This window comes from Kocuria turfanensis (assembly GCF_001580365.1).
GTDB classification, from domain to species: Bacteria; Actinomycetota; Actinomycetes; order Actinomycetales; family Micrococcaceae; genus Kocuria; species Kocuria turfanensis.
On record NZ_CP014480.1, the window covers coordinates 1,625,637 to 1,639,347 of the forward strand.

16 protein-coding genes and 1 tRNA gene are annotated in these 13,711 nt (G+C 67.3%); 12 read left to right on the forward strand and 5 right to left on the reverse strand.

Annotation, left to right across the window (positions count from 1 at the left end; translation table 11 throughout):
- Positions 1-31: 31 nt before the first annotated feature.
- On the forward strand, positions 32-1,432 hold the full coding sequence (locus AYX06_RS07460) for a phosphomannomutase/phosphoglucomutase (protein WP_062735232.1): 1,401 nt from the start codon (positions 32-34) through the stop codon (positions 1,430-1,432).
- A gap of 172 nt (positions 1,433-1,604) precedes the next feature.
- Here AYX06_RS07460 and AYX06_RS07465 read toward each other — a convergent pair whose 3' ends face one another.
- The 3 genes from AYX06_RS07465 to AYX06_RS07475 all read right to left on the reverse strand — a co-directional run bounded on the left by AYX06_RS07465 (position 1,605) and on the right by AYX06_RS07475 (position 5,369).
- Positions 1,605-2,792 (reverse strand): globin domain-containing protein, encoded by a 1,188-nt coding sequence (locus AYX06_RS07465; protein ID WP_062735233.1) that lies wholly within the window; start codon positions 2,790-2,792, stop codon positions 1,605-1,607.
- A gap of 57 nt (positions 2,793-2,849) precedes the next feature.
- Positions 2,850-3,341, reverse strand: a complete 492-nt coding sequence (locus AYX06_RS07470; protein WP_062735234.1) for an RrF2 family transcriptional regulator — start codon at positions 3,339-3,341, stop codon at positions 2,850-2,852.
- A gap of 162 nt (positions 3,342-3,503) precedes the next feature.
- On the reverse strand, positions 3,504-5,369 hold the full coding sequence (locus AYX06_RS07475; protein WP_062735235.1) for a phosphoenolpyruvate carboxykinase (GTP): 1,866 nt from the start codon (positions 5,367-5,369) through the stop codon (positions 3,504-3,506).
- Between the two features lie 287 nt (positions 5,370-5,656).
- Between AYX06_RS07475 and AYX06_RS07480 the strand changes: the two genes are divergently transcribed.
- A tRNA-Arg gene (locus tag AYX06_RS07480) sits at positions 5,657-5,729 on the forward strand.
- A gap of 102 nt (positions 5,730-5,831) precedes the next feature.
- On the opposite strand, the gene AYX06_RS07485 is transcribed toward AYX06_RS07480, so the two are convergent.
- Together AYX06_RS07485 and AYX06_RS07490 are read right to left on the reverse strand one after the other, a co-directional pair.
- On the reverse strand, positions 5,832-6,998 hold the full coding sequence (locus AYX06_RS07485; RefSeq protein ID WP_062735236.1) for a tyrosine-type recombinase/integrase: 1,167 nt from the start codon (positions 6,996-6,998) through the stop codon (positions 5,832-5,834).
- Positions 6,985-7,497 (reverse strand): helix-turn-helix transcriptional regulator, encoded by a 513-nt coding sequence (locus tag AYX06_RS07490; RefSeq protein ID WP_062735237.1) that lies wholly within the window; start codon positions 7,495-7,497, stop codon positions 6,985-6,987. Before AYX06_RS07490 ends, AYX06_RS07485 begins: the two co-directional genes overlap by 14 nt.
- 121 nt (positions 7,498-7,618) lie before the next feature.
- Here AYX06_RS07490 and AYX06_RS19230 point away from each other — a divergent pair, with 121 nt between their 5' ends.
- From AYX06_RS19230 to AYX06_RS19700, 10 genes are all read left to right on the forward strand, one after another.
- Complete coding sequence (locus AYX06_RS19230; RefSeq protein ID WP_084271503.1) at positions 7,619-7,822, forward strand: helix-turn-helix transcriptional regulator; 204 nt, start codon at positions 7,619-7,621, stop codon at positions 7,820-7,822.
- A 47-nt stretch (positions 7,823-7,869) separates the two neighbouring features.
- On the forward strand, positions 7,870-8,121 hold the full coding sequence (locus AYX06_RS07495; RefSeq protein ID WP_062735238.1) for a hypothetical protein: 252 nt from the start codon (positions 7,870-7,872) through the stop codon (positions 8,119-8,121).
- A gap of 96 nt (positions 8,122-8,217) precedes the next feature.
- On the forward strand, positions 8,218-8,646 hold the full coding sequence (locus AYX06_RS07500; protein WP_062735239.1) for a hypothetical protein: 429 nt from the start codon (positions 8,218-8,220) through the stop codon (positions 8,644-8,646).
- Positions 8,634-9,125: a hypothetical protein gene (locus tag AYX06_RS07505; RefSeq protein WP_062735240.1), complete on the forward strand. Its 492-nt coding sequence runs from the start codon at positions 8,634-8,636 to the stop codon at positions 9,123-9,125. The genes AYX06_RS07500 and AYX06_RS07505 overlap by 13 nt, the downstream gene beginning before the upstream one ends.
- 353 nt (positions 9,126-9,478) lie before the next feature.
- Positions 9,479-9,706, forward strand: a complete 228-nt coding sequence (locus AYX06_RS07510) for a hypothetical protein (RefSeq protein ID WP_062735241.1) — start codon at positions 9,479-9,481, stop codon at positions 9,704-9,706.
- Positions 9,699-10,202 carry a hypothetical protein gene (locus AYX06_RS07515; RefSeq protein WP_147017495.1) on the forward strand — a complete coding sequence of 168 codons (504 nt, stop codon included), beginning with the start codon at positions 9,699-9,701 and terminating at the stop codon, positions 10,200-10,202. The genes AYX06_RS07510 and AYX06_RS07515 overlap by 8 nt, the downstream gene beginning before the upstream one ends.
- On the forward strand, positions 10,199-11,359 hold the full coding sequence (locus AYX06_RS07520; protein WP_062735243.1) for an AAA family ATPase: 1,161 nt from the start codon (positions 10,199-10,201) through the stop codon (positions 11,357-11,359). The genes AYX06_RS07515 and AYX06_RS07520 overlap by 4 nt, the downstream gene beginning before the upstream one ends.
- 145 nt (positions 11,360-11,504) lie before the next feature.
- Positions 11,505-11,792, forward strand: a complete 288-nt coding sequence (locus AYX06_RS19695; RefSeq protein ID WP_147017497.1) for a hypothetical protein — start codon at positions 11,505-11,507, stop codon at positions 11,790-11,792.
- 121 nt (positions 11,793-11,913) lie between these two features.
- Positions 11,914-12,624 carry a helix-turn-helix domain-containing protein gene (locus AYX06_RS07525; protein WP_062735244.1) on the forward strand — a complete coding sequence of 237 codons (711 nt, stop codon included), beginning with the start codon at positions 11,914-11,916 and terminating at the stop codon, positions 12,622-12,624.
- A gap of 135 nt (positions 12,625-12,759) precedes the next feature.
- Positions 12,760-13,680, forward strand: a complete 921-nt coding sequence (locus AYX06_RS19700) for a hypothetical protein (protein WP_147017499.1) — start codon at positions 12,760-12,762, stop codon at positions 13,678-13,680.
- Positions 13,681-13,711: the final 31 nt, after the last annotated feature.

The following is a 13,711-nucleotide window of genomic DNA, read 5'->3' on the forward strand; positions in this document are numbered from 1 at the left end:
CCGGGGCGGTCGTGGCCTAAGATCGGCGCTTGTGACTATCGATCTCTCAGCTTCGTTCAAGGCCTACGACGTCCGCGGCATCGTGGGCGAGTCCATCACCGCGGAGACCGTCCGGGCCACCGGCGCCGCGTTCGTGGACGTCCTGGACCTCGCCGGCCGGACGGTCCTGGTCGGAGGGGACATGCGCCCCTCCTCCCCCGAGTTCATGGACGCCTTCGCCGAGGGCGCGCTCCGCCGCGGCGCGGACGTGCTGAAGATCGGGCTGATCTCCACCGACGAGCTGTACTACGCCTCCGGCACCCTCGACGCCGCCGGGGTCACCTTCACGGCGAGTCACAACCCCGCCGAGTACAACGGCATGAAGATGTCGAAGGCCGGGGCCGTGCCGGTCTCCTCCGAGACCGGGCTCTACGACATCCGCGACCTGGCGCAGCGCTACCTCGACGAGGGCCGGATCCCGGCCGCCCCGGCTCCCGGCACCGTGACCGAGCGGGACGTCCTGGCCGGCTACGCGGAGTACCTGCGCTCCCTGGTGGACCTCTCCGGGGCACGCCCGCTCAAGGTGGTGGTCGACGCCGGCAACGGCATGGCCGGACTGACCACCCCCGCCGTGCTGGGCGACGCGGTCCTGCCGGCCCTGCCCCTGGAGATCGTGCCCCTGTACTTCGAGCTGGACGGCACGTTCCCCAACCACCCCGCCAACCCGCTGGAGCCGGAGAACCTCGTGGACCTCCAGCGCGCCGTGCAGGAGCACGGGGCGGACCTGGGCATCGCCTTCGACGGCGACGCCGACCGCTGCTTCGTGGTCGACGAGCGGGGCGGGACGGTCTCCCCGTCCGCCGTCACCGCGCTCGTGGCCGAGCGGGAGATCGAGCGGGCCCGGGCGGAGGGCGTCGAGACGCCGGTGATCATCCACAACCTCATCACCTCCCGGGCCGTTCCCGAGCTGGTCACCGCCCGCGGCGGCCGGCCGGTGCGCACCCGGGTGGGCCATTCGTTCATCAAGGCCGTGATGGCGCAGGAGTCCGCGGTGTTCGGCGGGGAGCACTCCGCCCACTACTACTTCCGCGACTTCTTCAACGCGGACACCGGGATGCTCGCCGCGATGCACCTGCTGGCGGCGCTGGGCGAGCAGGAGCGCCCGCTGAGCGAGCTGATGCACCAGTACGACCCGTACGCGGCCTCGGGCGAGGTCAACTCCACGGTCGAGGACAAGGAGGGCGCCGTGCGCCGCGTCGTGGACGCCCTCGCCGGCCGGGACGTGGTGGTGGAGACCCTGGACGGGACGACGCTCAGCTGCCCGGACGAGGGCTGGTGGTTCAACCTGCGCCCCTCCAACACGGAACCGTTCCTGCGCCTCAACGTCGAGGCGAAGGACGCCGAGACCATGGAGCGGGTCCGGGACCGGGTGCTGGAGCTCGTGCGCTCCTGAGCCCGGCGGTCGCCCGGTCCCCGTCAGCCGTCCGGGCCCGGCAGGCCCGCCAGGGATCGGCGGCCGACCTCCACCCGGCCGGCCGCTCGGGACCGGCAGCACGTCCGGGACCGGCAGCACGGAGCCCCGTGGGACGCACCGTCCCGCGGGGCTCCGTGCTGCCGGGGCGGGCTCAGGCCACGGCGGCCTCGCGGGCGTCGTCGTGCAGCATCCACTGGTCCGGGCCGAGGATCTCGTAGGCGATGCTGCGCCCGGGCACGCCCTGGGCGACCGCGGCGGAGCGGGCGGCCCGCATGAACGGCAGCGGACCGCACAGCACCACCTGGGCGCCGGCGGGGATCCGCACCTCGCCCAGGTCCATGAACCCGTCGTGGTCGCCCTGCCCGGGGGTCTCCATCCACGTCTCCAGGCGCGCACCGGGCAGCTCGGCCACGAGCAGCTCGTGCAGCTCCCGCAGCGGCCAGGTCGCGGCCGAGCGGTCCGCGTGCAGCACGAGGACCTCCCGCGGCGACTCCTGGCGGGCGAGCCGGTCCAGGAACGCCAGCATGGGCGTGACGCCGATGCCGGCGGAGGCCAGCACCAGGGGCCCGTCCCCCTCCGGGAGCACCACGTCGCCGTAGGGGTTGGAGACCTGCAGGACGTCGCCCACCCGGACGTCGTGGTGCAGCACCGGGGTGACCTCGCCGCGCTCGTCGAGGCGTACGGCGATGCGCCGGGTCCCCTCGGGCCCGGGCACCAGGGTGAACTGACGGGGCTGGTGCACCCCGTCGGGCATCCGGACCTGGACGGTCACGTACTGTCCGGCCACGGCGGGAGTCATGGGAGTGCCGTCGGCGGGCTCCAGGGTGAGGGCGACCGTGCCGACCCCGGCCTGCTCCTTCGCGGCGACCCGGAACGGGGCGAGGACCGCGTCGTTGGCCTGGGATCCGTAGAGCCCCGCCTCGATCCTGATCATGGCGTCGGCCATCAGCCAGTACACCTCGTCCCAGGCGGCCACGACCTCGGGGGTCGCGGCGTCACCGAGGTCCCGGGCGATCGCGCCGAACAGGTGCTCGTGCACGATCGGGTAGTGCTCCGGCTGCACGCCCAGGGAGGCGTGCTTGTGCGCCACGCGGGAGAGCAGCTCGTCCGGGTAGCCCTCCGGGTGGGACAGCAGCCAGGACGCGAACATCGCGATGGAGCCCGCGAGCGCCTGCGGCTGGCTCCCGTTCCTCTGGTTCGCCCGGCTGAACATGCCGTCCAGCAGCTCGGGGCGCGCCGCGAACATGGAGCGGTAGAACTCGGGGGTGATGAACGGGATGCGCTCGGCGATCACGCCGATGGTCTGCTCGATGACGGGGCGGGACTTCTCGGACAGCATCGTTGCCTCCTGGGTGCCGGTATCTGACACCCCGAAACTAGCATTTGAGTTGCTTTATTAAGGAATCGGTGCCGCCGGGGCCGTGAGCCGGCTGTCCGGCTCCCCCGGGGGCCGCATCCCGATGGACAGCAGCACCGGGCCCACCTGCCGCTCGCTCACGAGGTCGCGCACCCGCACGTCGTCGAGCGCCCGGTAGAAGGCCTCCCGGGCGTCCGCGAGGGCCCGGCGCAGCCGGCACTCGTGGTCCAGGGGGCAGTGCCCGTCCGGGGCCTCGCACGCGACCATCGCGGAACCGGCCTCGAGCTCGCGCAGCAGCGTGCCCACGCCGGCGTCCAGCCCGGCGGCGGTGATGGACACCCCGCCGGTGCGCCCGCGGCTCGAGGCGAGCAGACCGAGCCCGCTCAGCCGGCCCACCGTCTTGGTCACGTGGTGGTAGGGCGCGCCGACCCCCTCGGCGATGGCACGGGTGGTGAGCCTCTCGTCCTCGGGGGCGCCGCCGGTCAGCAGCAGGACCCGCAGGGCGATGTCGGAGAATGCTGTCAGCCGCACGGCCGGACCCTCCCGTTCCTCATGGCGGCTCCTTCCCGGATCCCGGCGCTCCCGGCCGTCCGCGGGAGCTCCCCCATTCTCCCACGCACGACGGAGGGGCCCCCGGTGCGGGGACCCCTCCGTCGTGCGAGAGCCCGGGCAGCGCCGCCCGGGCCGTCCGGCTCAGGCCTGGTGCAGACGGTCCTCCAGGCCGGCGCGCTGCTCGAGGATCGACTCGGGCACGTGGCCCAGCCGGTGGAACCACTCGTCGATGCTGGGCAGCTCCGCCTTCCACTCCTCGACGTCGACCTTCAGGGCGGCCTCGAGGTCCTCGGGGGCCAGCTCCAGGCCGGTCAGGTCCAGGTCCTCCGGGGTGGGCACGGTCCCGATCGGGGTGTCCTGCCCGCCGGCGGTGCCGTCGAGGCGCTCCGCGATCCACTTGACCACCCGGGAGTTCTCGCCGAAGCCCGGCCAGGCGAACCCGCCGGTCGAGGTGCGGCGGAACCAGTTGACGTAGAAGACCTTCGGCATGTTCTCCTCGCCCACGCGCTCGCCGATCTCGACCCAGTGGGCGAGGTAGTCGTTGGCGTTGTAGCCGATGAAGGGAAGCATGGCCATCGGATCGCGGCGCACCACGCCGACGGCGCCCTTGGCGGCGGCCGTGGTCTCCGAGGACAGCGTGGCGCCCTGGAAGACGCCGTGCTCCCAGCCGAAGGACTGCGAGACCAGCGGCACGGTGGTCTTGCGGCGCCCGCCGAAGACGATCGCGGACAGCGGCACGCCCTCGGGGTCGTCGTACTCGGGGGCCAGGATGTCGACCTGCTTGATCGGGGTGCAGAACCGGGAGTTCGGGTGCGCAGCCGGACGCCCGGACTCCGGGGTCCACTCGCGGCCCTTCCAGTCGGTCAGGTGCTCGGGGACCTCCTCGGTCATGCCCTCCCACCAGACGCCGCCGTCGTCGGTGAGCGCCACGTTCGTGAAGATCGTGTTGCCCCGGGCGATGGCGCGCATGGCGTTGGGGTTCGTGGGCCACCCGGTGCCCGGGGCCACGCCGAAGAGGCCGGCCTCCGGGTTGGTCACGCGGGCCTGGCCGTCCTTGCCGAAGCGGATCCAGGCGATGTCGTCGCCGACCATCTCCGCCTTCCAGCCCTCGATCGTGGGCTCGAGCATCGCGAAGTTGGTCTTGCCGCACGCGGAGGGGAAGGCCGCGGAGATGAACCGGCTCTCCCCCTGCGGGTTCGTGACCTTGAGGATGAGCATGTGCTCGGCCAGCCAGCCCTCGTCGTGGGCGATGGCCGAGGCGATCCGCAGGGCGTAGCACTTCTTGCCCAGCAGGGCGTTGCCCCCGTAGCCGGAGCCGAAGGACCAGATGGAGCGGTCCTCGGGGAAGTGCACGATGTACTTGGCCGGGTTGCAGGGCCACGGCACGTCCTCCTCGCCCGGGGCCAGCGGGGCGCCCAGGGAGTGCAGGCACTCGACGAAGAAGCCGTTCTGCGCGGTCATCTTCTCGAGCACGGGGGTGCCGATGGTCGCCATGATGCGCATCGAGCACACCACGTAGGCGGAGTCGGTGATCTCCACGCCGTAGCTGGGCCGGGCGGCGTCGAGGTGGCCCATGACGAAGGGGATGACGTACATGGTCCGCCCGCGCATGGCACCGCGGAAGCGCTTGCGCAGCGCCGCCTTCATCACCTCCGGGTCCTCCCAGTTGTTGGTGGGACCCGCGCCCTTCTCGGTCTTGGTGCAGATGAAGGTGCGCTCCTCGACGCGGGCGACGTCGTCCGGGTCGGAGAAGGCGGCGAAGGAGTTGGGGAACTTCTGCTCGTCCAGGCGCACGAAGGTGCCGGCGTCCACGAGCTCGTCGGTGAGCCGCTTCCACTCCTCCTCCGAGCCGTCGACCCAGTGGATGCTGTCCGGCTGGGTCAGCTCCGCCGTCTCGCGCACCCAGTCGAGAAGGTGCGCGTGGGTGGTGGGCGCGTTGTCCAGCGCGCTCGTCACAGCCTCGTTCAGCCCGGTGGTCTCCGTCGTTGCAGTGGGGTTGTCAGCCATTGACATGTCTCCTCATTGAGGCCGTCAGCCGACCGCCCGGGGCTCTCGTGGTGGTGCTCGCCGTCGAACACACGACCCGGTCGCACCGGGCCCACAGTGAGCGGCAGGGAGATGGGCGGCCGGTCTCTACTGTGATGTGGGCTCATCCTATCGCCCGGGCGGGGGCCGCCCCAGCAGGGTTACGTGCGCGGCGGTCCGGGGACCGGGGCGGCCGGCGATTTGGCGCTCCTGCGGCCCGCATGTAGAGTTGTACCCGGCTTGGACGGCGGTGACGCCGGGAAGCCGATGCGCCTGTAGCTCAACGGATAGAGCATCTGACTACGGATCAGAAGGTTGGGGGTTCGAATCCCTTCGGGCGCACAGAGGACAGGCCCCTCACTAGTAGAAATACGAGTGAGGGGCCTGTTTCATGTTAACCGGAACAAGATACGCCCACGTTTACCCCACGTTTTCGTCTGGAACCTATCCCCCGAGAGCTTCCAGTGCAGCCGAAACGTCCGGCGCCACACTGGCCCTCTCCACATAAACACGCCCTGTGATTGCCGGGGACGAGTGCCCCAGTAGAGCCGCCGCGTCGTGGACCGTGGATGACCGTTCCACCAGGGTCGCCACCGTCTTCCGCAACGCGTGCAGGTTCACCCAGTCCAGGCCGTCCAGGTGCTTCGATGCCCGCGCCGCCCGCCACTGCCGCTGGACGTTGTTCGTCCACCGCAGCGTGCCTGTACTGCTGGGGAAGACGAGGTCGCCGTCGTTGGGCCATTCCTCAACCGATCGGGCCAGCAACGCATCTGCCACAAAGCCCGGCACGGTCACCACGCGGAAGCTGCTCGACGTCTTCGGCACCCCCTGCCGCATCACCCCGCCGGCGAGTTGCACCACGGTTCCGTTGATCGTGATCCTGACCGGGGTGGCCCCCAGGTCAATGTCGGACCACCGCAACGCCAGCACTTCCCCGATACGGGCGCCGGTCCCCAGCATCACGTCGATGATCGCTGGGAGGTCCTTTGGGCGGGGGTGGCCTACCTGGTCGGGGTCGCTCACGTAGGCCCGCACCCCGGCACGCAGTCGGTGGACTTCCTCGATCGTCAAAGCCCTAGGTTCGGCCTTCTCCCCCGCGGGGAGCCTGGCCCCGGTCACCGGGTTCACGGCCACCGCACCGCGTTGAACGGCGAGCGAGAAAGCCCCCAGGAGCACCACACGGGCGTGCTTAGCCTGCCCTGGCCTGGTGGCCGCCTCCTTCCCCAGGAAGGTGTGCAGGCGATCCGTGGTGGCCTCCCACAACTCCACACCGCCGAGCCCGGGCACCACGATGTTCTCAGCGACCGCCTTATACCGGGCGAGGGTCTGAGGGCGTCGCCTCCCGGACTGCTCCACGTCGACCAGCCATACGGCGAGGAGGTCCCGGACAAGGGTGGTGGACGTGATCGTGTTTCCCGCCCCGGCCCCGCGTTCCTTCAACCGCTGCTCCAGGGCCCGTTTCGCGGCGGACTGTGAGGTGCCAGTGGCCTCTATCTGACGGGTAGTGCCCGTGGCGTCCCGGTAGCGGGCACGGGCCCTCACCTTCCGGTGGCCGAGCTGTGTGTAGGCGACTTCCCCGAGCTCACCGATCCCTAATCTAGGACGCGCCATCGCCGTTCCCTACCTCATAGCGCCAGGGCAGGTCCGCCACATCCCCCTGATCGATGTCCCCTGCTTCCCAGTCGGCGACGAACTGGATCCTACGGTTTAAGTCACTGGAGACGTCTGCAAGCGCCAAGCCGTACCCCTCCATCTTGAGGTCTGTCAGCTGCTCCCGAGTGAGCCCGGGTATCTGCAATCGCTCTAGAAGGGCTACGCGCACAGGCTGGTCTCCACCAAGGTCCACTTCCTGCACGTCATACCCGGGGTCCAGGAGATCCGCAATCGTCATGCCGGTCCCTATGGCTATCGCGACAAGGTCGCTGATCCCAAAAGCCCTTTTGCCGGCCTCGGCTTGGTGCACAGCTTGACGGGACCACGCTCGCCCAGCGCTCCCAATCCGGCGGCCCAGCTCAGCTTGGCTGATGTTCTCCTGTTCGCGGTACTTGGTGAGGTTCCAACCCACGATCTGCTCCAACGTGGCGCGGTTTGGACGGAGCTTTTCCGGCATCGTATCCCTTCCTGTTGTGTCGTCTCAGAATGACATGAACGCACACTGTTGACAACATAGGCGAGACAGTGCAAGCTAAATCCGACAAGAGCAAGTCACTACGTCGCATCAGGAGCAACAAATGCCTGACCATCACCTGACCCCCAACCCGAACCGGCTACTCGGCATGGCTGATCTCGCCGACTACCTCGGAGTTCCCCTGCAAACCGTCCGACGCTGGCGAGTCACCGGATACGGACCTACGGGATTCACCGTCGGCCGGCACGTGAAGTACCGCCCGGCCGACGTTGAGAAATGGCTTGACTCTCAGGTCAACGCAGCCTGACTGACTCACCCCTCCCCCCACCCCCAAAAAAAGAGACAGGACCCCCCATGTCCACCACCCAGCACACCCCCACCACCACCGCCCCCACCAATGTCCACGTTGACCGCAGCGGCCCTTTTGACTTCGACGGGCTCCAGTGGGCCGACACCAACTGCGAGCCCATCGCGGAGTGGAACCGCGACAGCTGGGACCTTTTCGTCTTCGGGGAGGACCTTCCGATCATGCTGGGCGGGCACTCCGACATGACCGATCAGGAAGTTCAGGACCTGGCCCGCGAGGCGCTGAACGACGCAGCCTGACCCTGCCTCCCACTACCCACAAAAGAACCCATCAACATCAGCGCGACTCCACCAACTGGTGACACCCGCCGGGGCCGCGCACCCACAGGAGGAACCATGAACATCGCCACCGACGACCTGACCCGGGAAGCTCGCCTCCGACGGGCCGCCAAACGACAGGGACTCACCCTCCATAAGGCACGCACCCGCACCCCCGAGCACCCCGCGTGGGGCACCTACGGGCTCTACGACGGGCACCTGAACTATCTGGTTGCCGGGAACCCCAACACCGGCTTTGGTCTGTCCCTGGAGGACGTGGAAACGGCCCTGCACGACGGCGACCAGATCCACGTTGACCGCACCACCGATGGTGAGGGCCTCACGTTCGACGACACGCACGACCAGCCCATCGCCAAGTGGGTCGGCCCGTGGTGGTACCTGTACCTCCCGTGGGATGAGGACCCCATCACGCTGGGCGGCGTCCGCAACATGACTGATGATGAGGTCCGCGACATGGCCCACCAGAAGCTCGGGTGGTCGAAGTGAACATCAGGTCGTTCTCCGGAACCCACGCTTACCAGGACAACTGCGTTCGGAACTCGGTCTTCGACGCGTGGTTCGAGCACCTCGGTGCTGACGCCTTCGTTGAGCGCCTAGCGGCACAGGTCGCCGGCACCACCACGGCCGCCCTCGAGCGCGGCAACTGCCCGCGTTGCCTGGACCCGCTGCCGACCGAGCACCCCGGAGCAGGCTCCCGGATCACCCGGTGTCGATGCATCCCCGTCTGTTCTCAATGTGGAAGGGACGAGGGGTGGCAGGCATGGAGGTTCCAAGGCATCAGTCGCCTTGACCAGTGGCCGGTATCCAAGGGTGCGATCACCAGGCGGGAGAACATTGTCGCCCGCGAAGTGAGCCCAGTCGTCGGCCTGGTGGTCGGTGACGGGGTCCTCACCGAGCAGGGCGTGGGCACCCTCGATCTGACACCCCGGTCGGGCGGTTGGGCTGAATTGGGAGTGGACATGTGAAGCGCATGCAGGCTGCGAAGGAGTGACTGGAACCCTCCCGATTGTGGCCCCTGCTACCTGCGTGGTGGTGGGGGCCGCTCTCCAGCAGTACGCCGAATGACCCTTGCATCGCTTCATAACACGTAACACTGAAAGTTTTTTCGGCACGCCGCTACCTCGAACTAGCTTCCATAAGCAGGCATATGCATCCAAAAGAGGGTCAATTGTTCCTAATGCAGGCGATCGCAGGAACCGCGGAATTCCGCGCTCACTGGCCTATCTGGCGGCTGATCACCCAACAAGTGGGATGGGTCCGGGATACTGGAGATGTGCACGAGGAAAGCCCTCAATGCCTTTGAAACTGGGAGACCAAAGTGGTACAAGACGCCACCGCCAGACAGGCCCACTCCGCGCTCGGGGTTGCTACCCGCCTTCATGGGGCGCATTCCCCCGAAGCGTTCGCCGCCCGCCGCGCCTACCGCACCATCCGCCTCGCCATACAGATCGGCGCCGTACGGGACGAGATCAACGGGTTCAACGCCGACGAACGCGGCATCCTCCTTACCGCCATCGACGGTCACGAGGAGATCCCTAATGAGTAGATCCCCCCAGGACATGAAAACGGCCCCGGTGCACGTCGCCAAACAGAACACCGGAGCCGCAGCCCCAGCCGCTACCAACGAACAGGGACACGTGAACTCTACGACCCATTCTACCGCCGAATACACCCCCATGGGGCGTGCACCCGGTCATGAGATGACCCCGGAGGCCGTCGAGGACATTGCTATCCGGCGGATCTTCGACGGTGATCCGTTGGCGCTTGCCTGCCACCGTCTCGGCCTCGAATCCCGGGCCCAGCCACAGCCCATGCGCCTTCACCCCGAAGACGTGGACCTCATAGCCCAACAGGTCGTGGTGCTGCTGTCCCTGGGACAGGAGTCCGTTCAAACTGCTCGGGCTGCCCAGAAAGGCGCCGGCCGTTACACCGGGACTGCCCTCGGCGACCGCGCCAATACCGACCGCACCAACGACCCGTACCCGACCCACACGGCACAGGAGCTGAACGAGATCGAGACCACGCGGGGTGCAGCGGCATGAGCGATTTCAACGAGGCCACGATCCCCGACCCGCTTGACCTGGCGTTCTCCGCCAGGTGGCTCACGGCCCAGGACTTCCCTGCTGTTGAGTACGTTGTCCCGGGAATCATCCCCGAGGGGCTGACCTTGCTCACGGCCGCGCCGAAGATTGGTAAGTCGTGGCTGGTCCTAGGGCTTGGAGTGGCAGCCGCTACCGGGGGATACGCATTCGGCAGCATTCCAGTGGGTCGACGCCCGGTGCTTTACCTCGCCCTCGAGGATGGCCAGCGGCGCCTTCAGTCCCGCCTGCGCACGATCGGTGTGGATGACGGGCCGCCCGACCTGACCTTCATGACGACCGTTCCCGCTGGGCCCATCGCCACTATCGAGGCGTTCCTGGAGCGCCACGGTGAGCGGAACCCCTTGATCGTCCTTGACACCCTGGGGAAGGTGCGGCCCGTCAACGGCGGCAACGACCAGTATCAGCGCGACTACCAGCAGATGTCCGTGCTCAAGGAACTCGTGGACGCCAAACCAGGGTCTTCCCTCATCATCGTCCATCACACCAAGAAGGCAGAGACCACGGACTTCCTTGACAGCGTCTCGGGCACTCAGGGCCTCGCCGGCGCCGCTGATTCGATCCTCGTTCTCCGCCGGTCCCGCCACGAACAGGACGCCACGCTGAACGTCACCAGCCGTGACGCCGCGGAGGGCGAGTACGCAGTCCGGTTCGACTCGACCACCGGGACATGGGCGCTCGATGGGACGACTCTGGTTGACGCCGCACAGCGGGTGGAGGAACGCCGATCCACCGAAGGCGTCGGGGATGAGATGGCTGAACTCGTCAGGGTCGTCAACCGTCATCCCGACGGCATTAGGCGGAAGGACCTGGAGGCCCTGGTGCACATGGAGCCCGGGAGCCTTGGTGTCTACCTACGCCGGGCTACAGAGGCCGGGCGAATCACCAACCCGAGAAGGGGCATCTACGCCCCTGTCACAACCGTTACAAGTGTCACGATCCCCGGGGATCCATCCACCAATGTGACAGATGTAGCAGATGTAACAACAGATATTTGGGGCTCCGAGCCTCACTCAGCCTGCGTACACGGCCTCGCCGACGGCGACTGCTTCCAGTGCATGTCCGAGGATCTGCTTCGACAGGCGGGTGACGCCGCATGAACCCGCTGAAGGCTTACAAGCGGGTGCCCGACAACGACGGGCACCTCATCCCGATCACCGGCCGGTGGTGCCCCGCCTGCCGTTACCCCCTACACCCCGCATTGGCGGAGCCCATCCACCCCTGCTGCGGACACCAGGGGAACCGATGAAGCGCACCGGACTCCCCGATCCCGTGGAACTGGCCGAAGCGATCGACGCACTCGGGCGATCCACCGGGTACCCGTTGTGGGGAAGCCGCCTTGCCCTCACCCAAGGCAACGTCGCGGTGGCCTACCGCGGCTACCTGGAGCACCGCCGGCTGGTCAACGCCCGCATCATCCCTCGGATCGACGCAGCCACCAGTGATGTCTTCGACGGACTTGACCCCACCGAACTGCTCCGCCGACAAGCGGCACTCCCCACTCGCGCCGACACGAAAGGCCCCCGCCGATGAGCCACAAGACCCTTGACCCCCGACGAGCCGACGACTGGCCCACGCGCCGCCGCAAGGCCCGGAAACGGGCGCACAAGCCCTGCCAGGACACCAAGCGGGACACCAGGAGAGGACGAGACCGGTGAGCCGACGCGAGGACATCCTCGCCACCGAAGCCCGGGTCCTAGAACTCCGCGCCCAGGGCAAAACGGTGGAAGAGATCGCAGCAGACCCGTCCGTCAGCATCACTACGTCGTCCGGCGTCTCCAAAGCCCTACGGCGGGCACTGGAGAAGGACCGATCAGTGGCCGTAGGCGCCTATCGCAGTTACGCGTGGCAGGAGCTGGACGAGATCAACCGGCAGACCGTCGCAATCCTCGAATCCCCCACCGCCTCTGATGGAGACAGGCTCAGAGCACTGGACCTCCGTCGGCGGGTACTAACCGACCGCGGGGAGCTCATCGGCTACGGGAAAGCCCTGGAACGTGCCCACGCAGCTGCTGAGGCCGAGATCTCAGAGATGCCCGATGCTGGCCCAGGGTTCCTCAACGTCGTGTCGCTAGACGGCGCCCCCACCGAGGTGCTCCCCCGCGAGTTCGAAGCCGTGGGCGTGATCCCGCCGGACACCGTGCTCATCCTCGTGGACCCAGACTGGCAGCTCCATCCGGCAGGCATCGGGGTGTTCAGCCGGGGTGGGAAGCTGAAGCGGGGCAACACCTTGCTCCGCTGCGAACCCGAAGAGCTAGACCCGTTCCTCGAGTGGCGCCGGATGCAAAGGGACGAGCGGCACGCACAGGCACGTGCGGCACGAGGGCTGCCCTGTGCGGACACTGATTCGATTGTCGCCCCGTAGCCCTACGAGTACCCATAACGGCCCCCGATGAAGTTTCCGTCATCGGGGGCCGTTTCGCATTTTGTGACCATAGTTCGTCCGAGATGGCCCATAGGCTGAGCGCACCATCGACCACTCACCCCCAGGAGGGCACCGATGAACACCCAGCAGGTCATGAATGAACTCGCTAGACACGAAGACCCTGAGCGCCTAGTGAGAATCCTGGACTCATGTGGTGGACGATCAACGACGAAGGACCTCGCCTCCGAAATGGGGGAACACCCGGCCTACATCGCCGAAATAACGCGATACCTCGTCGAACTCGGCTTGGTGGAGCCAGATGAAAGTTTGGCAGGTGATGAGGTGAGCCTGACGGGTTACGGGCGCTCCGTGGTGGCGAAGATTGAACAGTCTTTCGCTGCTGGCGGGCGTCGCAGGGAGGTGATCCGTCGTGGCGTGCTTGAAGCCGCGAGCAACAAGCGGAAGGTAGCTTCTACCGATCTTGCTGATCATTGGAACGGCCCGCCGCTCGAACCCTCACCGGACCACGACGAGATCGTTGAGGCGATTAGATTCCTCTTGGACGCACGCCTAATAACGGCAACCAGAGTGTGGGGAGGCGCCTTTTCCAGCTTCGGCATCGAGCCCGCGGGTCAAGATGCTCTGGACCAGCGTCGCCGGCTCGTCACCCCCGAGTCTTCTTCGACTTTCAATGACTACCGGGACCAGTCGAACAACCTTACTCAGTACGGCGGGAACATAGGCGCAGTAGGGATGGGAAATCGAAACACCATCACAGGAACCGTGACTCTCGGCCCCCATGAAGTGGAGCGGGTCCGAGCGGATCTTAAGACGGCCTTGGAACTAGTCCGCGACGTGCCTGAGATCGATCAGCAGATCGTCACCGAGGCGATCGAGGACGCGCTCGAGGAAGTCGAGAAGGACGAGCCGAAGCCGCGCATGATTCGGCGGTGTGTAGATGAAGGGTTGAAGGCACTGTCGGCCTCGGCAGGCACCGCCGCTGGTGGAACCATCATTGGTCTGCTGCAGGGAATCTTGGGGATTGTCCAGCCATAGGACCTCGTTGCTTCCAACTTCCATAAACGCC

Coding starts and splice junctions, on each gene's coding strand:
- AYX06_RS07465 (WP_062735233.1), bottom strand. CDS start 2,792: ATGCTGTCCGAGAAGTCCCGCCCCGTCATCGAGCAGACCATCGGCGTG.
- AYX06_RS07475 (WP_062735235.1), bottom strand. CDS start 5,369: ATGGCTGACAACCCCACTGCAACGACGGAGACCACCGGGCTGAACGAG.
- AYX06_RS07485 (WP_062735236.1), bottom strand. CDS start 6,998: ATGGCGCGTCCTAGATTAGGGATCGGTGAGCTCGGGGAAGTCGCCTAC.
- AYX06_RS07490 (WP_062735237.1), bottom strand. CDS start 7,497: ATGCCGGAAAAGCTCCGTCCAAACCGCGCCACGTTGGAGCAGATCGTG.
- AYX06_RS19230 (WP_084271503.1), top strand. CDS start 7,619: ATGCCTGACCATCACCTGACCCCCAACCCGAACCGGCTACTCGGCATG.
- AYX06_RS07495 (WP_062735238.1), top strand. CDS start 7,870: ATGTCCACCACCCAGCACACCCCCACCACCACCGCCCCCACCAATGTC.
- AYX06_RS07500 (WP_062735239.1), top strand. CDS start 8,218: ATGAACATCGCCACCGACGACCTGACCCGGGAAGCTCGCCTCCGACGG.
- AYX06_RS07515 (WP_147017495.1), top strand. CDS start 9,699: ATGAGTAGATCCCCCCAGGACATGAAAACGGCCCCGGTGCACGTCGCC.
- AYX06_RS07520 (WP_062735243.1), top strand. CDS start 10,199: ATGAGCGATTTCAACGAGGCCACGATCCCCGACCCGCTTGACCTGGCG.
- AYX06_RS19695 (WP_147017497.1), top strand. CDS start 11,505: ATGAAGCGCACCGGACTCCCCGATCCCGTGGAACTGGCCGAAGCGATC.
- AYX06_RS19700 (WP_147017499.1), top strand. CDS start 12,760: ATGAACACCCAGCAGGTCATGAATGAACTCGCTAGACACGAAGACCCT.